Origin of the sequence: Enterobacter cloacae complex sp. P15RS (assembly GCF_014895905.1) — a bacterium.
In the GTDB taxonomy this organism is placed as follows: domain Bacteria; phylum Pseudomonadota; class Gammaproteobacteria; order Enterobacterales; family Enterobacteriaceae; genus Enterobacter; species Enterobacter quasihormaechei.
Genome location: NZ_JADBQL010000016.1, coordinates 97212 through 115269, shown reverse-complemented (window position 1 = coordinate 115269; position 18058 = coordinate 97212). Strand labels below are relative to the sequence as shown.

Below are 18058 nucleotides of genomic sequence, written 5' to 3'. Positions count from 1 at the left end.
CTGTTGTTCGTTTCCCTTAGTGTGCCTGGTCGTCGCTAACGGAGGACTGCAATGCCTGGGCGAAAGATTTGGCGATCGCCTGACGCTGAGCCGGAGCAACGCTGGTATTAATCAGATTGGTAACCATATTTCCCAAAACCATCAGGGAGAGATCGGTTGGCGTTTTATGTTTTTCCAGTACGTTGACCAGCTCACCGAGCAGTTGTTCAACGTGTTCGTCACTGTAGCGGGAATGTTGTGGCATAAATCAAAATCAGTTTGTTGAGAGAAGGGCGACATATTACCGTAGCAACAGCTTTTTTTCCCCTTTTTTATCTTCTGTTGCACACATGCGTTGGTGGTGGTTGAATACCGCCCGGTCTAAAAGGAGAGTTTATCATGAGTCTGGAAATCAACCAGATTGCCTTGCACCAGCTTATCAAGCGTGATGAGCAAACCCTTGAAGTGGTGCTGCGCGATTCGTTACTGGAACCAACGCCTACCGTTGTCGAGATGATGGCGGAGCTGCATCGCGTCTATAGCGCGAAAAATAAAGCCTATGGCTTGTTCAGCGAAGAGAGCGAGCTGGCGGATAGCCTGCGCCTGCAACGTCAGGGCGAAGAGGATTTCCTGGCGTTCAGCCGCGCTGCCACGGGCCGTCTGCGTGACGAACTGGCGAAATATCCCTTCGCCGATGGCGGTATCGTCCTGTTCTGCCACTACCGTTATCTGGCGGTAGAGTATCTGCTGGTAACCGTGCTGAATAACTTAAGCAGCATGCGCGTGAACGAGCAGCTGGACATCAGCTCAACGCACTATCTGGATATCAACCATGCGGATATTGTGGCGCGTATCGATTTAACCGAATGGGAAACCAACCCGGAATCGACGCGCTACCTGACCTTCCTCAAAGGCCGCGTCGGCCGCAAAGTGGCGGATTTCTTTATGGATTTCCTCGGCGCCAGCGAAGGGCTGAACGCCAAAGCGCAGAATAAAGGTCTGCTCCAGGCGGTGGATGACTTTACGGCTGAGGCGCAGCTTGATAAGTCTGAGCGTCAGAACGTGCGTCAGCAGGTTTACAGCTACTGCAACGAGCAGTTACAGGCCGGGGAAGAGATTGAGCTGGAGTCGCTGTCCAAAGAGCTGGCGGGCGTCAGCGAAGTCAGCTTCCAGGAATTTACGGCGGACAAAGGCTATGAGCTGGAAGAGAGCTTCCCGGCGGATCGCAGCACCCTGCGTCAGCTGACGAAATTTGCCGGCAGCGGCGGTGGGTTAACCATCAACTTTGATGCCATGCTGCTCGGGGAACGTATCTTCTGGGATCCGGCCACCGACACGCTGACCATTAAAGGCACGCCGCCGAACCTGCGCGATCAGCTCCAGCGTCGCACCTCAGGCGGTAAATAACGGCCATAAAAAAACCCCGCAGAAGCGGGGTTTTTCTCGACAGGTTTGCGATTACGCGCGAACGAAGTCGATGTGAGACAGTTTTGGCTTGAACGGGTGACGCTGAACAGCCTGAACTTTCACTTTTTCTTCTTTACCGCCAACAACGATGGTCAGAACTTCGCTGTAGAATTCAGCTTTAGTCTGCATGTTCCATACTTTGTCGTGATCCAGTTCGATAGCAACTGGAGCAGCTTCGCCACCGTAAACGATAGCCGGGAACTTGTTAGCGGTACGCAGGCGGCGGCTCGCACCCTTACCCTGCACGTTACGTACTTCTGCTTCGATAGTGAACATTGATTTCTCTCTGTATTTAAAACCCTGCTACAGGCGACCCAGCAGCAGGTGAGTGTTCTGCCTCACGGATGTGAAGCGGGCGGCATTTTATACTCAAATGGCGCGCGCATCAACGAAAAGTCCCGCTAACCGCGTAATTCGTTTGCCCGCCGGAAGCGCCCTTCATAGTCAAAGACCTTCTCACGCACCTGCCAGAACTGGCCTTTTTTGCGGGCGACAACGAAATCGGGATGGCGCAGCAGCACCTGCTGGTGCACGATATCCGCCACGGTTATCCAGCGCAGCGGCACGCCGGGCGTGCGGGTATGCGGGCGGATAAAAAGCTGTTCGAACGCGGTTCGCTGGGCGGGCGTCTGAACCCTGAACCGCTCGCTGACGTCTGCGCCGTCCTCGTCGTAATAGGTAATCTTTAGCCACTCGCCTTTTTCATCCGCGCCGGGCTGTAGCGCCATGCCGGAACAGCGCAGCACCAGCGCATCCTTCAGCTTCAGCGCCGCTTTCAGCATGTCATCCGGGTCGACCAGCACCGTGTCACACTCCCGACAACGGCGGGCAGCGATGTCGTTCTCGGCGTTGCACTGCGGGCAGTTTTTGAAGCGGAAGCGGAAGTCGCACTGCTCGCGATGACCGTCGTCGTCTTCAAACCAGCCCTGACAGCGGCGGCCAAAGTGCTCAATCAGCGTGCCGTCGGCGGTGGTTTTGCCCCAGAAGGTGTTGGCAAACCCGCAGGCCGGGCAAAATACCTGTACCGGCACGTTGTCGCTTTTGCCTTTTGGCGTGCCCACTTCCGGGGAGTAGAGATCGTGCGGGTTACCGGCGTAATCAAGGATCAGGCAGTCGGTTTTGCCCGGCGCCAGGCGCAGCCCGCGCCCGACAATCTGCTGATACAGGCTGACGGATTCGGTCGGGCGCAGGATCGCAATCAGGTCGACGTGCGGGGCGTCAAACCCGGTGGTTAATACGGAGACATTCACCAGGTAGCGGAACTGCTGGGCTTTGAAGGCCTCAATCAGGCTGTCGCGCTCCGGCCCGGGGGTTTCACCGGTAATTAACGCCGCGTTGTCGGCGGGCAGCAGCCCCGTGATTTCGCGCGCGTGTTCGACGGTGGCAGCAAAAATCATCACCCCTTTACGCGTTTGCGCGAACTCTTCAATCTGGCTGATGATATGCGGCGTGATCCGCTTCTGTTTTTTCAGCTCATGGTTAAGATCCGCCTCGCTGAACAGCCCGTTGCTCTGCGCCTGTAAGCGGCTGAAATCATACTGCACGACCGGCATATCCAGCCGTTCCGGCGGCGTCAGGTAGCCGTGCTTGATCATGTAGCGCAGCGGAAGCTCATAGATACAGTCGCGGAACAGGGCTTTTTCGTCGCCACGCACCATACCGTGATAATGGAACTGATAAATCCAGCCCTTGCCCAGACGAAACGGCGTGGCGGTCAGGCCAAGCAGACGTATCTGAGGATTCACCGCTTTCAGGTGAGTGAGGATTTGCTGATACTGGCTGTCGTCGTCATCGCTGATGCGGTGACACTCGTCGACAATCAGCAGGGAAAACTCGCTGCGAAACAGGTCCAGGTTGCGGGCCACCGACTGTACGCTGCCAAACACCACTTTTCCGTGGCTCTCTTTGCGCTTCAGCCCGGCAGCAAAAATGTCGGCCTCCAGGCCGAGCGCACAATATTTGGCGTGGTTTTGCGCCACCAGCTCTTTGACGTGCGCCAGCACCAGCACGCGCCCGCGGGCCAGGCGCGCCAGTTCGGCAATCACCAGGCTTTTACCGGCTCCGGTCGGGAGCACGATGGCGGCGGGTTCCCGGTGCTTGCGAAACCAGGTGAGGGTGGCATCAACGGCTTCCTGCTGATAGGGGCGTAGTGTGAAAGTCATGGCTTCTCTATTCAGTTAACTCGCATATAGTATGCCACGAAACTTTTTCCCTTGAGTGGCGCAACCAGACCATTATACTGAACTGTTTCTGACTGCTTCTTTTTCGGACGCGTAGTCCGACTTCCAGCACCATTAAGGCTAAAAAGATTTCATGCGACTTGATAAGTTTATCGCTCAGCAACTCGGCGTAAGCCGCGCTATTGCCGGGCGTGAAATTCGCGCCAGCCGCGTAACCGTGGACGGCGACATTGTGAAAGACAGCGCTTTTAAACTCCAGCCCGACCACGAGGTGGAGTATGACGGCAATCCGCTGACCCAGCAGAATGGCCCGCGCTACTTCATGCTCAACAAACCGGAAGGGTACGTCTGTTCAACGGACGATCCGGATCACCCGACGGTGCTCTACTTCCTGGATGAGCCTGTGGCGCACAAGCTGCATGCGGCAGGGCGTCTGGATATTGATACCACCGGCCTGGTGCTGATGACCGATGACGGGCAGTGGTCGCACCGCATCACCTCCCCGCGCCATCACTGTGAGAAAACCTATCGGGTGACGCTGGAATCGCCGGTCTCAGATGACACGGCAGAGCAATTCGCGAAAGGCGTTCAGCTGCATAATGAAAAAGATCTGACCAAACCGGCGGTGCTGGAAGTCATCACCCCAACGGACGTCCGTCTGACCATCAGTGAAGGCCGCTACCACCAGGTGAAACGTATGTTTGCCGCCGTGGGCAACCACGTGGTGGGGCTGCATCGTGAACGTATCGGCGCGATTGAGCTCGATCCCGACCTGGCGCCAGGGGAATATCGCCCGCTGACGGAAGAAGAGATCGCCAGCGTCGGGCTGCCTTCACGCTAAATTCAGGAGAACCCTGTGACCACCAGGCCACACTCGTCGTTTAAAATTGTGTTTATCCTTGGCCTGCTGGCCATGCTGATGCCGCTGTCTATCGATATGTATCTGCCCGCGCTGCCGGTGATTTCCGCGCAGTTTGGCGTACCGGCGGGCAGCGCGCAGATGACGCTCAGCACCTACATCCTTGGGTTCGCGCTCGGCCAGCTCTTTTATGGCCCAATGGCTGACAGCCTGGGGCGTAAACCGGTTATTCTGGGCGGAACGTTGATATTTGCCGCGGCGGCGGTGGCCTGTGCGCTGGCGCAGAGTATCGATCAGCTGATCGTGATGCGTTTCTTCCATGGCCTGGCGGCGGCTGCGGCAAGCGTGGTGATTAACGCCCTGATGCGCGACGTCTATCCGAAGGAAGAGTTCTCGCGCATGATGTCGTTTGTCATGCTGGTCACGACCATTGCGCCGCTGGTCGCTCCCATGGTGGGCGGGGCGGTGCTGGTATGGTTCAGCTGGCATGCGATTTTCTGGATCCTGGCGATTGCCGCGCTGCTGGCCTCGGTCATGATCTTCGTCTTTATCGATGAAACGCTGCCGGTCGAGCGACGCCAGAAGTTTCACGTTCGCACCACGCTTGGCAACTTTGCCTCGCTGTTTCGCCACAAGCGCGTGCTGAGCTATATGCTGGCCAGCGGCTTTAGCTTTGCCGGGATGTTCTCGTTTCTGAGCGCGGGGCCGTTTGTGTACATCGAACTGAACCACGTGTCACCCCAGCACTTTGGCTACTACTTCGCGCTGAATATCGTGTTCCTGTTTGTCATGACCATTATCAACAGCCGCTTTGTCCGGCGGGTCGGGGCGCTGAATATGTTCCGCGCCGGGCTGTGGATCCAGTTCGTGATGGCTATCTGGCTGGTGGTGAGCGCGCTGTTAGGCGTCGGCTTCTGGGCGCTGGTGGTGGGCGTGGCGGCGTTTGTCGGATGCGTGTCGATGGTCTCGTCCAACGCGATGGCGGTGATCCTCGACGAATTCCCGCATATGGCGGGCACCGCCTCGTCGCTGGCAGGGACGTTCCGCTTCGGGATTGGCGCGATAGTCGGAGCGCTGCTCTCAATGGCCACGTTTAATACCGCCTGGCCGATGCTGTGGGCGATCGCCCTCTGCGCGACCAGCTCCATCCTCTTCTATCTGTATGCCAGCCGGCCGCGTAAGACGGCGCATAAATGAACGCTTAAGGCCCGATACGGGCCTTTTTGTTGACCCATATCAACCAACCCTTCGTTCGTTTACCCTGTGTTTGTTTCTTTTATGTAAAATCTATTTATGTAAAAAGTCACATCATTGTATTTAAAAAGGTTGAGTTAGATCGCAGAAACGGGTACATATAGCGCCGACGCGAGCCTGTGACGCCTATAAAATCCGCTAAACAGTGCAGGTTGGCGATGATGTGTTACTATAAATGTAAATAAATTGTGAAGTAAATTTGCTTCCGGGGAACTGAACGTGAATACATTACAACTCTCCATTGTCCATCGCTTGCCCCAGAGCTATCGCTGGTCGACGGGTTTTGCAGGTTCGAAAGTTGAACCGATTCCGCAAAGCGTTGCAGGGGAGGATAATTGCCTGGTGGCGCTCAAGCTGCTCAGCCCGAGCGATGAAAACGCGTGGCCGGTTATGGAACGTCTCAGCCAGGCGCTGACGGACATCGAAGTAGACAGCTCCGTGCTGGAATGTGAAGGTGAGCCGTGCCTGTTTGTTAACAGCCAGGATGAGTTTGCCGCGACCTGCCGCCTGAAAAACTTCGGCGTGGCGATTGCCGAACCGTTCTCCGGTCAATATCCTTTCTGAGTGCTAGTCAGCGGACAATAGCTGGCGCGTGTAATCCTGCGTCGGCGCGGTAAATACGCGCTGGCACTCTCCTTGCTCAACAACCTCTCCCTGCCGCAATACCACCACCTGATGGCAAAGCGCACGCACCACCTGTAAATCGTGGCTGATAAAGATATAGGCCAGCCGATGCTTTTCCTGTAGTCCCTTCAGCAGCGTCAGGATCTGCGCCTGCACGGTGCGGTCCAGCGAGGACGTCGGCTCGTCCAGCACGATCAGCTCCGGTTTCAGGATCAGCGCGCGGGCAATCGCGATACGCTGGCGCTGGCCGCCGGAAAACTCTGCCGGGTAGCGGTGGCGGGTTTCGGGATCTAACCCGACTTCCGCCAGCACCCGCTTCACCTCACTTTCGCGCTGCTGTGCCGTCAGCGCGGGCTGGTGGACGCGCAGGCCCTCCTCGACAATCTGCAACACGCTTAGCCGCGGGTTCAGCGAAGAGTTCGGATCCTGAAATACCACCTGCATGCGCGGGCGGACGGGCAGCATTTGGCGGCGGCTCAGGTTTTGCAGCGGCATGCCGTCAAAGAGAATGTCTCCCTGCGAGGCAATCAGGCGCAGCAGCGCCAGGCCGGTGGTGCTTTTGCCCGAGCCGGATTCGCCCACAAGCCCAAGCGACTCACCCGCACGCAGAGAGAAGCTCATGTTTTTCAGGACATGATTATGATCAACCACGCGGCGCAAAATGCCCTTGCGGATCGGGAATGACACCGACAGCCCCTCAACCTTCAGCAACGGCGCGCTGTCGGCGTTAAGCGGAACCGGGTCGCCAGAAGGTTCGCTGTCCAGCAGGCGCCGGGTATACGGGTGCTGAGGCGCGCTCAGCAGGGCGGATGCCCTGTTCTGTTCCACGCAGCGGCCGTTTTGCATCACGGCCACCGCGTCAGCGAGCTTTTTCACGATGCTCAGGTTGTGCGTAATAAACAGCAGGCTCATGTTCAGCTCGTCGCGAAGCTCGCGCAGCAGTTGCAGAATTTGCGCCTGCACCGTGACGTCCAGCGCGGTGGTGGGTTCATCCGCAATCAACAGCTCGGGGCGCGTCAGCAGGGCCATCGCGATCATCACGCGCTGACGCTCGCCGCCGGAAAGCTGGTGCGGGAAATCGTTCAGCCGTTTCGCCGCATGACGAATGCCGGTGCGCTCCAGGCAGTCCAGAATTTCACCCCGCGCCGCCTCTTTACGCATCCCCCGATGAAGTGACAGCACTTCATAGAGCTGTTTTTCCAGCGTATGCAGTGGGTTAAGCGACACCATCGGCTCCTGGAAAATCATGGCAATTTTATTGCCGCGAATGCCGCGCAGGGTTTGTTCATCCGCATTCAGCAGCGATTGTCCATGGAACAGAATGTCTCCCTGCGGATAGCTGACCGGCGGGGAAGGGAGCAGGCGCAGCACCGAAAGTGCCGAGACGCTTTTACCGGAACCGGATTCCCCAACCAGCGCCAGCGTCTCTCCGCGCTGGATCTGCAACGATAAATCCGTCACTACCGTGCGTGATTCGCCCTGCTTTGAAAACGCAATCGACAGGTTTTCTATGCTCAGAAGAGGCTGGGTCATGTCATACCGCCTTGTTGGGATCGAAGGCATCGCGCACGGCTTCGCCAATAAAAATCAGCAGGGAAAGCAGCACCGCCACGGAAAGGAATGCGGCGATGCCCAGCCAGGGGGCCTGAAGGTTGTTTTTGCCCTGTAACAGCAGTTCGCCAAGAGACGGTGAGCCCAACGGCAAACCGAAGCCCAGAAAATCGAGCGACGTCAGGGTGGTGATGGAGCTACACAAAATAAACGGCAGGAAGGTGAGGGTCGCCACCACCGCATTGGGAAGCATATGGCGGAAGATGATTGCGCGATCGCTCACGCCTAACGCCTGCGCAGCGCGAATATAGTCGTAATTTCGCGTGCGCAGAAACTCCGCGCGCACCACGCCGACCAGCGCCATCCAGCCGAACAGGACGGTGATCCCGAGCAGCCACCAGAAGCCAGGCTGAACCACGCTGGAAAGCAGGATTATCAGAAACAGCGTCGGCATACCGGACCAGACTTCAATCACGCGCTGCCCCCACAAATCGATTTTCCCACCGTAATAGCCCTGCACGGCGCCCGCCACGACGCCCATGATGCTGGAAAAGAGCGTCAGCATCAGTCCAAACAGGAGCGAGATGCGGGTGCCGTAAAGAATGCGCGCCAGCACATCACCGCCGTTCGCGTCCGTTCCCAGCCAGTTCTGCGAGGAAGGCGGGGAAGGGAAGGGGGTGGAGGTGGCATAGTTTATGCTGTTCGCGCCAAAGCGAATCGGTGCCCAGAGCGCCCAGCCGTGCTGCGCGATCTGTTCACGCAGCCAGGGATCCTGATACTCGGCTGGCGTCGCAAACGGACCGCCAAAATCGCTTTCGCTATAGGTAGTAAGTACCGGCACGTACCAGCGGTCTTTGAAATGCACCAGCAGGGGTTTATCGTTGGCAATCAGTTCCGAACACAGACTTAAGGCGAACAGGACGGCGAAGATCCACAGCGACCAGTAGCCGCGACGGTTGTGGCGAAAGCGAGCCCAGCGGGCCTGATTGACGGGGCTTAAACGCGACATCAGCGGCCCTCAAAATCGATACGGGGATCGACCAGCGTATAGCTGATATCGCTGATGATATTCAGCAGCAGGCCGATCAGGGTGAAAATGTACAGTGTGCCAAACATCACCGGATAATCACGGGAGACGGTGGCCTCATAGCCCAGCAGCCCTAATCCGTTGAGAGAGAACATCACTTCTATCAGCAGCGAGCCGGTAAAAAACATACTGATGAACGTGGCGGGAAAACCGGCAATCACCAGCAGCATGGCGTTGCGAAAAACGTGCTTCCACATAATCTGCTTTTCACCGACGCCTTTGGCGCGGGCGGTGACCACGTACTGCTTGCGGATCTCATCGAGAAAAGCGTTTTTGGTGAGCATCGTAAGCGCCGCAAAGCCACCAATAACCGTCGCCAGCACCGGAAGCGTGATGTGCCAGAAGTAGTCGGTGATTTTTTGATACCACGGCAGCGTGCTGAAATCCGCGGAAACCAGCCCGCGCAGCGGGAAGAGGTCGAAATAACTGCCGCCGGCAAAAAAGACAATCAGCAGCACGGCGAACAGAAACGCCGGGATCGCGTAGCCAATAATAATGAACGTGCTGCTCCAGATATCGAAACGGCTACCGTTGTGGACCGCTTTGCGGATCCCCAGCGGAATGGAGACCAGATAGATTATCAGCGTTCCCCACAGCCCGAGCGTGATGGACACCGGCAGGCTTTGTTTGATCAGGGTTAACACCGAGGCGCTGCGAAACAGGCTGTCGCCAAAATCGAAACGGACGTAATCCCAGAGCATGTTGAAATAACGTTCGTGCAGCGGCTTATCGAAACCATAGCGGTGGGTGATCTCGGCGATCACCTCCGGATCCAGTCCACGGCCGCCCCGGTAGTGGCTTTCGCTGATATTGCCCACGCCCGTCCGGGCATGGCTGGCGCCCATCCCTTCGCCGCCGCCGCCCGGCATGCCGCCAGCGTGACCAAATTCTATTGCCGCAATCGCCTGGTCCACCGGGCCGCCGGGGGCAATCTGCACGATGAAAAAGTTAATGGTGATGATGGCCCACAGCGTCGGGATCACCAGCAGCAGCCGGCGGATAAGATAAGCGCCCATCGTCACTCCTTAACGCCGCGCTGCGGGCAGTTTTGCGGCTTTATTCACGTCATACCACCACGTATCAAAACCAAGTGTATAAACCGGGCGAACGGCGGGCAGGGAGAATTTGTCCCAGCGGGCCACGCGATCTTCACCCATGTACCACATCGGCAGCATGTAATAGTTCCAGGTTAACACCCGGTCAAGCGCCCGCCCGAGCGGCAGAAGTTTCTCTTTATCGCCCTGAGCGGCCACGATTTTCGCAATCAGCGCATCAATCACCGGGCTCTTGACGCCCGGTGCGTTGTAGGAGGAGTTGATATAGCCCGATGCCCAGGAGATTTGCAGATCTGAACTCGGCCACGGCTGCGCGGCCCACAGGCTCTGCATCATGTCGTAATCGCGGCTGCGCTTGCGGTTGGTAAGCTGCGCGATATCCACCTGGCGAATATTCATGATCACCCCAAGCCGGGCAAGGTTCTTCTTAAAGGGCAGCACCCACTGGTCGTTCGCGCCGGAGGCAATCAGCAGTTCGAAGCTCAGGGGTTTACCGGTTTTGGCATTCACCCGCTGCTGGTTTTTCAGCACCCACCCGGCGTCATCCAGCAGCTTGCTGGCTTTCAGCAGATTTTCACGGTCGAACCCGTTTCCGTCGGATTTGGGCGGTTCAAATACGCGGGTGAACACCTCCGGCGGTAGCTGCGCTTTCATCGGAGCCAGCAGAACCAGTTCATCCGCGTGGGGATAATCACGGGCGGCGTATTCGGTATTCTGGAAATAGCTGTTCGCCCGGCTGTAGGCTCCGTAGAACAGCGCTTTGTTCATCCATTCAAAATCAAACGCCAGGGTAATGGCTTCACGCACCCGACGATCGGAAAACACCGGACGCTGGATGTTAAATGCCAGCCAGCGCGTATCTTGCGCAGATTCATTTTTGTGTTCGTCTTTAACGATATAGCCTTTCGCGAAATTTTTTCCGATATACCGGGTAGCCCAGTTTTTAGCGCTGTTTTCGACACGTAAATCAAACGCGCCTGCCTTAAATGCCTCGAAGGCCACGTTGTCATCGAGGTAGTAGTCGTAGCGGAGGGTATCGAAGTTCCAGCGGCCACGGTTTACCGGCAGCGCGGCAGCCCAGTAATCTTTTACGCGGGAATAGATCACATACTGGCCCATGCGCCAGTCGGTAATGCGATAGGGTCCTCCGGCCAGCGGCGGGGTAGAGAGGGGATCGCTCAGCTTATGGTTTTTCCAGAACGATTCAGGCATGACGGGCAGGGAGAGCAGGCTCAGCATGTTCTCTTTGTTCGGCTCACTCAGTTCGATTCGCACGGTCAGCGGGGCGATGGCTTTCACCGTGGTGCCCTTGTACACCAGACGAAACTGCGGTACGCCCTCGGTCATAAATTTATGAAAGGTGAACGCCACGTCGCGGGCGCTAACCGGGGAGCCGTCATGAAAACGCGCCTGCGGATTGATCGCGATTTCTGCCCAGCTAAAATCATCAGCGTAACGCACGTTCTCGGCAACCAGGGGATAATAGCTACCGGGCTCGTCGTCGGAGGTGACAAACAGCGTGTCATAGAGGGATTCGGTTCGGGCTGCCGCCACGCCGCGAAGGGCAAAGCGGTTAAAGTTATCAAACGTTCCCGTGGCGGAAAGCGTCACGTTCCCGCCTTTGGGTGCGGCGGGGTTCACGTAATCGTAGTGGGTAAAGTTGACCGCGTATTTCGGCTCGCCTATGACGGCAAAGGCCGTGCTTTCTTTGATGGACTGCGCCTGGCTCGACAGGCTCACCAGCGCCAACAGCATCACTACAACGCGCATAATCATCGTGCGGCGGATCCCTTTGTTCACAGGCAGGCTCGGTTGAGGAGAATAATAAGTGACTGCGCCGCGATTGTGAAATTATTCCCCGAGCGTGACGTCGGGCTGCCACGTCTTAAACTCCTCCAGCGGCATCGGGCGGCCGATCCAGTAGCCCTGAAGATAGTTCACGCCATGCTCGCGCAGCCACGCCGCCTGCTCAGGCGTTTCAACGCCCTCGGCGACGGTTAACATATTCAGGCGTCCCGCCAGCGTCAGCACCGCGTCAAGCACCGGCGAGGTGACGGTCTCCGTCCCGATGGCGTTCACGAAACCGCGATCTATTTTCAGGTAATCCATGGTGAAGCGTTCAAGATAGATCAGCGCGCTGTGGCCGGTACCAAAATCATCGATGGCGATTTCAAAACCTTCATCGTGCAGCCATTCGAACAACTGATTAGCCTCGCGGTGGTTAATCATGTCGCGCTCGGTTATTTCCAGCACTATCTGGAAGTGATCGGGTGGCAGGGCAGCGGCAAAGGCGAGCATATCCTCTTTAAAGCTTTCCGCATGCAGATGACCGGGCGCGATGTTTATCCCGAACTTGGCGCCGGGCGGAAGCCGCGTTTGCAGAACCGGGGCATCGCGAACGATCAGGTCAAAAAGGTGCAGCGTCAGCGGAACGATCAGCTTCTGCGCTTCGGCGAAAGTGATAAAGGCGTCCGGTGGGATTTCACCCATTACCGGGTGCTTCCAGCGCATCAGGACTTCCAGCCCGGTCATTTTGAGCGACTGCGCATCCACGACGGGTTGATAGACCACGTAAAACTGGTCGCGCTTGATGGCCGTGAGGATCTCTTTCCCGGGATTCAGACGGATAGTGAGAATATAGAAGTTGAGCAGACCCGCCGCGATGCCGCAGACCAGGCCGAAAAAGACGGCGTACAGCACCTCATCGGTCGTCCAGGCCTGCGCATAGACGTTTACGGTCAGAGGAATATTTTTCAGCGTGGCGGTGCGCGCAGGGACGTCAGGTAACTCACTTGCCTGAACCAGCATTTCGGACCGGGTGGACAACGCAGAATCGCCTATGACGATGGCAATGCCGGCAAACTCATCCTGACGCGAGGTGTAGAGAAGGTATGGCGACAGGTTGAGGTTGACGGAGGTAAACACGCCGCCGTCTTTCACCAGCGGATTGCGATACCAGATGGCAATCGCGGGCTTATCCGGCAGCATGGGCGTGCCCGGCAGGAGCGCGATATCAACAGGTTTGCTGATATGTAATTGAGGAATAAGCGTTTCCATCGGGGTATTCATCGGGCCTGTTGCTGAAGAGCAGAAGGCCTGTTTATCCCTGACCAGCAAAAAGGCGCGCACGTTAATGCTGAAGGCCGCGCGTGAGGTCAGCGCCGCGCTGACTTCGTCACAGCTGTTCAGCGTGAGCGGCTGGAGCGTATCAATAGACGTTTTGAGCTCGTCAAAATAGCCCTCCATATAGACGCTTAAATCCGTAATGAGGGTGTCGAACCTGACTTCTCGCTTGTGATAACTCCAGTAAAACTGTAACGCACCCAGAAGCAGGGCGGTGAATAACCCCGTAAGAAAACTGAGAAACAGTATTTTGCGGTTGCTGGAGAAGTAGCGGGTAAACATAGATGTCGTGATTCCTGAAATGCCGCTGGATGTCTATCAGTGTAACGGGCAAAAAAAAACACTGCCGGAGCAGTGCTTTTTTTTATCGTATCGCCAGCCAAGGGATAACCAACGATACGACAGCAAGATTAACTACGGCTCAGAACGCGGCGAGCTTCGTTGTAGCGTTTCTTCCAGTAAGGTTCGTTCATGCTGGAAATCGTCACGCCGCTGCTGGTGGAAGCATGGACAAACTGATCGTTACCGATATAGATGCCAACGTGCCGACCGGTTGAACCCGCTCTGAACAGGACTAAATCTCCCGTGCGCAGTTTAGTACGCGAAATGGACTTGCCCATTTCCTGCTGTTCATAGGTAGAACGCGGAAGGTCTAACCCAAACTGCTCGCGGAACGTACGCTGTACGAACGCAGAACAATCGATGCCTTTCTTGGTGCTGCCGCCCAGACGGTAACGCACGCCTTTCCAGTCAGCATACTGATCCATAATGCGCGACTTAACGTCGAGATTACGTACCATATTTTCAAATTCATCCTGAGAGGCTTGCAGTGAAGAGGAATCTTCCATTCCCACAACACGCGTCTCAGGATGCATATTCTTCGCGGTATTCGTTGTGCTACATGCCGAAAGCAGAACCGCCACTGCAATCGCCGGGATCCCCCGCAAGATATATCTCAAGATTGGTTGAGATTTGACCATTTTGTTTGTTTTCCCTTGAAGTCCTTAACGAAAATATCGTTATAAAAATGCCAACCGTGACGAGACTAATTATCTGTTCACAATGAGACAATTCTTTATGGTGAAAACTGTGGCGCAACGCACAAAATTATTCACCACGATAATAATTGTCTCAGTGGGGCAAAACGAGTTCGAGGTTAACCGATTGCTCAGGGTATTGCGAGCAAAAAAGTCCCTTTTTTTATAAGAAATTGTGATACACAACGTTACAGCGTGAAAATGCTCAAAACGCCGCCATTCCTGACGCTAATCCCTGCAATTGCTTCATTTTTATCACGAATAGTATGACGGGAAGATGACAGGGATGAATGACGCCGGTAAGAAGGGAGTCAGGGATCGAAAACAATCCCTGATGAATGGTGTTAATTTGCGTTATTTATTTGTTTCCGACTTGTTTAAATTTGCCGGGAAGATAGCGATCAAAAATACCTATTAAGCGATCGCTCAACGGGGTCATCAGTACCCAGGGTAAGCCAATCAACACCGCCGTGAATGAGCCCACGGCGATATCGGTCAGCCAGTGCGCGCCGATCATTACCCGCGGGAATGCGAATACCACAACAATAACCAGGGCGATGGCGAAGGCTTTTTTACCGAAATAGCGCAGCATAAAGCCAGCAAAAATCAGCAGCATCATACCGTGGTCGCCCGGGAAACTGTCCTTCGAGGCATCTTTGGTTGGAATATGCAGCAGCTCGCTGACGCGGTTAATGTTCGGGAAAGAGAGCGACGGACTGGCGCGTTTAACCGGCATCAGATGCTGCGCCAGCTGGTTGATAATCACGGCGGTCAGCAGCATCACCAGGCCGATAATCAGAATACGGCGACGACCCGTTTTGTCTTCTTTCAGCCAGAAGGAGAGCATCAGGCAGCCCATTGCCAGCAGCGAACAGCCGTCAAAGGCGCGGTTGTTGGTGATCGCAACCAGCCACAGGAAGGCCTCGCTCTTCGCCAGCGCCTGGTTAAAGAAGTGGAAAAGTCCGGAATCCAGCGGGAACCAGAAACCGTGATCCACCGGAAGATACCAGGAGAAAAAGATCGCCAGGCCGGCAGCATTGAGCAATAAAATAGCAGGAAGTCGAGTCGTCATAGTCTTCAGCACTGAATAGAACCAGCGGCAACGTTAGCCGCCCAAACTTAAACGAAGCTTCAACAAGCTTGACTGGAGGGCATTCCAGTCGGTATTAACCGCACTAATTAACTCTATCCGGCTGTCCGGCGGTGCGACGTTCTGGGTTTCAATGAAGAAATCCTCGCCCTGACGGTTAATGCGAACCAGACCATCCGGGGTGCGCATGATCCCTTTTACCCGCTCAACCGGAGCCAGTCTCGCCCACTCCAGTATACCAATGGTGTCGAAAACCGTATCGGCATCGAAGATCCATCCGCACGCCTGGTGCCCCTGGCCGCTGTTCAGATTTCGGCGCCAGCGCTGATGTTCCGGCAGGCTCAGTGCGGCCAGTCCTTGCTTCGCGCCGTGGCTGTGGGAATGCTCTGCGCTGGCGGGCAGTTGCGTCTGGTTGAGGCGGGGAAGGTCGAGCAGGGCGCCATCAATGTTGCCCTGGGTTGTCTGAACATACCGACGTCCACCGCCAGCCTGCTGCCACCAGGCTTCGAACGCGGCCTCGCTCTCGGCCGTCGCGCGATCGGATTTATTCGCCACGATAATGTCTGCCGAGGCGAGCTGATCGCGGAAATTGTCATTACCGATCGCTTTTTCATCCAGAAGCTGGCGGGGATCAAGCAGGCAAAGCGTCGCGCGCAGCTCAAGCCATGGCTCGTATACCGGGGCGGTGAGTAAATCAAGGATTTGCTTCGGATGACCCAGGCCGGTGGGCTCAATCAGCAGACGGTCCGGCTTACCCTGGCGCAGCAGCGTATTCAGGCCGACCTGCATCGGCAGACCATTCACGCAGCACATGCACCCGCCCGGGATCTCTTTCACCATTGCGCCGCTGTCGGCGAGCAACGCGCCGTCGATCCCCACTTCGCCAAATTCGTTGACCAGCACGGCCCACTTTTCCGCCGGATCTTTATTGGCCAGCAAATGCAGAATGGACGTAGTTTTACCGCTGCCGAGAAAACCGGTGATCAGGTTGGTTTTGGTCACGTTCGCTCCGATAGATAATTGTGATGTCGTAACAATTATCTATCATCCTGACGAAAAAAACGGGCATTGAGAAGAGGGAGGGCGAACGGAGCGCAAAACCGTTCGCCTTAAACGCAATAATCGCTAAATTTTTAACGTTTCGATAACGGCCTGACGCGCGCCGAGCCGGACGAGGCGCTGGTACGCTCCGGTTATCGCCTCGACAAACACCGGGTTTTGCGGCAGGTCATCGCCAAAGATTTCTTTAAGCGCCAGCAGGGCATTAACGCGTTCCGCGTCGCTGCTGGCTTCAGCAAGCGCCTGAAACTTTTCGCTCAGAGGGTCGCGCACGTCGATGGCGTTGCCCTGTTCATCCGTACCGCTGACGTAGCGCATCCAGCCCGCCACTCCCAGTGCCAGAAGTGGCCAGGCGGTCTTACGTTCAAGATGGACGCGGATCCCATCCAGCATGCGTTGAGGCAGCTTCTGGCTGCCGTCCATGGCGATTTGCCATGTACGGTGCTGTAGCGCCGGGTTGGCGAAGCGGTCAAGCAGGCTGTCGGCATACGCCGTCAGATCGACGTTGGTGATGCGAAGCGTAGGGGCCTGCTCATTCAGCATCAGTCTGCGGGCTGCCTCGCGGAAACTGTCGTCCTGCATGCATTCATTAATGTGCGCGTAACCGGCAAGGTAGCCCAGATAAGCGAGGAAGGAGTGGCTGCCGTTCAGCATCCGCAGCTTCATCTGCTCCCAGGGCAGGACGTCGTCAACCATCTGTACGCCTGCAACCTCCCACTCCGGGCGCCCGGCGACAAAATTATCTTCCACCACCCACTGAATGAACGGTTCACAGCTGATGGCGCAGGGATCGTCAACCCCCAGCTCCCGGGTGATTTCCGCGAGCGAGGCGTCGGTGGCGGCGGGCACGATTCGGTCGACCATGGTGCCGGGGAAGCTCACGTGCGTCTCTATCCATCCGGCCAGCTCTGCGGAACGCTTTGCGGCCATGCCGAGTACGGCGTTTTTCACCACGTGACCGTTGTCGGGGATATTGTCGCAGGAGAGCACGGTAAACGCCGGCAGGCCCCGTTCGCGGCGGCGATGAAGCGCTTCGACCAGAATTCCCGGCGCGGAATGCGGCTCAGACGGGTGCTCCAGATCGTGAAGGATGCGGCTGTTTTGCATATCCAGCTTTCCCGTCGCCGGATCGATGCAGTAGCCTTTTTCGGTTATGGTGAGGGAGACAATTGCTACCTGCGGTTCGCAGAACTTCTCAATAATGGCCGCCAGCGAGTCGAGTTTTGCGTTCAGGCACGCTTTTACCGCACCAATAATAATCGGCTGGTTACCTTCGGCACCTTTCTCAAGCACGGTAAAAAGATGATCCTGCGCCCGGAGCTGGCTCATGAGGACATCGCCGCTAAAGAGGCTAATCTCACAAATTCCCCAGTCGCCTCCTTTGGCGTTCAGCACCCGGTTTGTTAACAACGCCTGATGCGCCCGGTGGAACGCACCAAAGCCGAAATGGACGATGCGGGAGCGTAACTGCTGGCGATCGTAGCGGGGCTGCTGGACATGAGCAGGAAGCGCGGTGGAGGCAATAGTCTTCATGTAGTACACACCTGATTAACCATTAATTAACAACGCCAGTGTAAAGTTATATGACAACAAATTAAATTGGTAAGCCGTAAATATCCCTGTTATGTGAGTTTGATCAATCAATGTCGCGCGCTGTGTTGACCACTCCGATTAAACATGTATGGTAGTCGTC

The 18058-nt window shown here is 56.3% G+C and carries 16 protein-coding genes; 4 read left to right on the top strand and 12 right to left on the bottom strand.

Going from position 1 to position 18058, the window contains the following annotated elements:
* Positions 1-16 precede the first annotated feature (16 nt).
* Positions 17-244: a YejL family protein gene (locus tag IM267_RS10660; RefSeq protein WP_063450346.1), complete on the bottom strand. Its 228-nt coding sequence runs from the start codon at positions 242-244 to the stop codon at positions 17-19.
* A gap of 134 nt (positions 245-378) precedes the next feature.
* Between IM267_RS10660 and yejK the strand changes: the two genes are divergently transcribed.
* Entirely contained in the window at positions 379-1386 is a 1008-nt protein-coding gene (gene yejK / locus IM267_RS10655; protein ID WP_028016284.1) for a nucleoid-associated protein YejK, read from the top strand.
* 51 nt (positions 1387-1437) lie between these two features.
* Here the strand turns inward: yejK and rplY are convergent, their stop codons facing one another.
* Positions 1438-1722, bottom strand: a complete 285-nt coding sequence (gene rplY / locus IM267_RS10650) for a 50S ribosomal protein L25 (RefSeq protein ID WP_063450345.1) — start codon at positions 1720-1722, stop codon at positions 1438-1440.
* Between the two features lie 125 nt (positions 1723-1847).
* Positions 1848-3608 (bottom strand): DEAD/DEAH box helicase, encoded by a 1761-nt coding sequence (locus IM267_RS10645; protein WP_193033370.1) that lies wholly within the window; start codon positions 3606-3608, stop codon positions 1848-1850.
* Between the two features lie 151 nt (positions 3609-3759).
* Between IM267_RS10645 and rsuA the strand changes: the two genes are divergently transcribed.
* The 3 genes from rsuA (at position 3760) to IM267_RS10630 (ending at position 6303) form a co-directional block, all read left to right on the top strand.
* Positions 3760-4467, top strand: coding sequence for a 16S rRNA pseudouridine(516) synthase RsuA (gene rsuA / locus IM267_RS10640; protein ID WP_063868272.1), 708 nt, complete (start codon positions 3760-3762; stop codon positions 4465-4467).
* Positions 4468-4482: 15 nt separating this feature from the next.
* Positions 4483-5682, top strand: a complete 1200-nt coding sequence (locus tag IM267_RS10635; RefSeq protein WP_063868273.1) for a Bcr/CflA family multidrug efflux MFS transporter — start codon at positions 4483-4485, stop codon at positions 5680-5682.
* 276 nt (positions 5683-5958) lie between these two features.
* Positions 5959-6303, top strand: coding sequence for a YejG family protein (locus IM267_RS10630; protein ID WP_003859372.1), 345 nt, complete (start codon positions 5959-5961; stop codon positions 6301-6303).
* A gap of 3 nt (positions 6304-6306) precedes the next feature.
* Here IM267_RS10630 and yejF read toward each other — a convergent pair whose 3' ends face one another.
* The 9 genes from yejF to IM267_RS10585 all read right to left on the bottom strand — a co-directional run bounded on the left by yejF (position 6307) and on the right by IM267_RS10585 (position 17898).
* Complete coding sequence (yejF, locus tag IM267_RS10625; protein ID WP_193033369.1) at positions 6307-7896, bottom strand: microcin C ABC transporter ATP-binding protein YejF; 1590 nt, start codon at positions 7894-7896, stop codon at positions 6307-6309.
* 1 nt (position 7897) lies between these two features.
* Positions 7898-8923: a microcin C ABC transporter permease gene (locus IM267_RS10620; RefSeq protein ID WP_063868280.1), complete on the bottom strand. Its 1026-nt coding sequence runs from the start codon at positions 8921-8923 to the stop codon at positions 7898-7900.
* A complete protein-coding gene (locus IM267_RS10615) occupies positions 8923-10017 on the bottom strand; it encodes a microcin C ABC transporter permease YejB (protein ID WP_102750720.1) in 1095 nt (364 codons plus the stop codon). The genes IM267_RS10620 and IM267_RS10615 overlap by 1 nt, the downstream gene beginning before the upstream one ends.
* A 9-nt stretch (positions 10018-10026) precedes the next feature.
* Entirely contained in the window at positions 10027-11832 is a 1806-nt protein-coding gene (locus IM267_RS10610) for an extracellular solute-binding protein (RefSeq protein WP_193033430.1), read from the bottom strand.
* 75 nt (positions 11833-11907) lie between these two features.
* On the bottom strand, positions 11908-13461 hold the full coding sequence (locus tag IM267_RS10605) for a cyclic di-GMP phosphodiesterase (protein WP_193033368.1): 1554 nt from the start codon (positions 13459-13461) through the stop codon (positions 11908-11910).
* 128 nt (positions 13462-13589) lie between these two features.
* Positions 13590-14159, bottom strand: a complete 570-nt coding sequence (gene mepS / locus IM267_RS10600; protein ID WP_003859364.1) for a bifunctional murein DD-endopeptidase/murein LD-carboxypeptidase — start codon at positions 14157-14159, stop codon at positions 13590-13592.
* Positions 14160-14574: 415 nt separating this feature from the next.
* A complete protein-coding gene (locus IM267_RS10595; RefSeq protein ID WP_063450336.1) occupies positions 14575-15288 on the bottom strand; it encodes a phosphatase PAP2 family protein in 714 nt (237 codons plus the stop codon).
* 33 nt (positions 15289-15321) lie between these two features.
* Positions 15322-16308 (bottom strand): GTP-binding protein, encoded by a 987-nt coding sequence (locus IM267_RS10590; RefSeq protein WP_131636570.1) that lies wholly within the window; start codon positions 16306-16308, stop codon positions 15322-15324.
* A 123-nt stretch (positions 16309-16431) separates the two neighbouring features.
* The gene (locus IM267_RS10585; RefSeq protein ID WP_193033367.1) at positions 16432-17898 is read right to left on the bottom strand and encodes a mannitol dehydrogenase family protein; all 1467 of its coding nucleotides are present in this window, start codon (positions 17896-17898) and stop codon (positions 16432-16434) included.
* Positions 17899-18058 lie beyond the last annotated feature (160 nt).

Bases quoted from the DNA above. Each gene is read 5' to 3' on its own strand.
- IM267_RS10660 (WP_063450346.1), bottom strand. From the start codon at position 244: ATGCCACAACATTCCCGCTACAGTGACGAACACGTTGAACAACTGCTC.
- mepS (WP_003859364.1), bottom strand. From the start codon at position 14,159: ATGGTCAAATCTCAACCAATCTTGAGATATATCTTGCGGGGGATCCCG.
- IM267_RS10585 (WP_193033367.1), bottom strand. From the start codon at position 17,898: ATGAAGACTATTGCCTCCACCGCGCTTCCTGCTCATGTCCAGCAGCCC.
- rplY (WP_063450345.1), bottom strand. From the start codon at position 1,722: ATGTTCACTATCGAAGCAGAAGTACGTAACGTGCAGGGTAAGGGTGCG.
- IM267_RS10610 (WP_193033430.1), bottom strand. From the start codon at position 11,832: ATGATTATGCGCGTTGTAGTGATGCTGTTGGCGCTGGTGAGCCTGTCG.
- IM267_RS10595 (WP_063450336.1), bottom strand. From the start codon at position 15,288: ATGACGACTCGACTTCCTGCTATTTTATTGCTCAATGCTGCCGGCCTG.
- IM267_RS10605 (WP_193033368.1), bottom strand. From the start codon at position 13,461: ATGTTTACCCGCTACTTCTCCAGCAACCGCAAAATACTGTTTCTCAGT.
- rsuA (WP_063868272.1), top strand. From the start codon at position 3,760: ATGCGACTTGATAAGTTTATCGCTCAGCAACTCGGCGTAAGCCGCGCT.
- IM267_RS10620 (WP_063868280.1), bottom strand. From the start codon at position 8,923: ATGTCGCGTTTAAGCCCCGTCAATCAGGCCCGCTGGGCTCGCTTTCGC.
- yejK (WP_028016284.1), top strand. From the start codon at position 379: ATGAGTCTGGAAATCAACCAGATTGCCTTGCACCAGCTTATCAAGCGT.
- IM267_RS10645 (WP_193033370.1), bottom strand. From the start codon at position 3,608: ATGACTTTCACACTACGCCCCTATCAGCAGGAAGCCGTTGATGCCACC.
- yejF (WP_193033369.1), bottom strand. From the start codon at position 7,896: ATGACCCAGCCTCTTCTGAGCATAGAAAACCTGTCGATTGCGTTTTCA.
- IM267_RS10615 (WP_102750720.1), bottom strand. From the start codon at position 10,017: ATGGGCGCTTATCTTATCCGCCGGCTGCTGCTGGTGATCCCGACGCTG.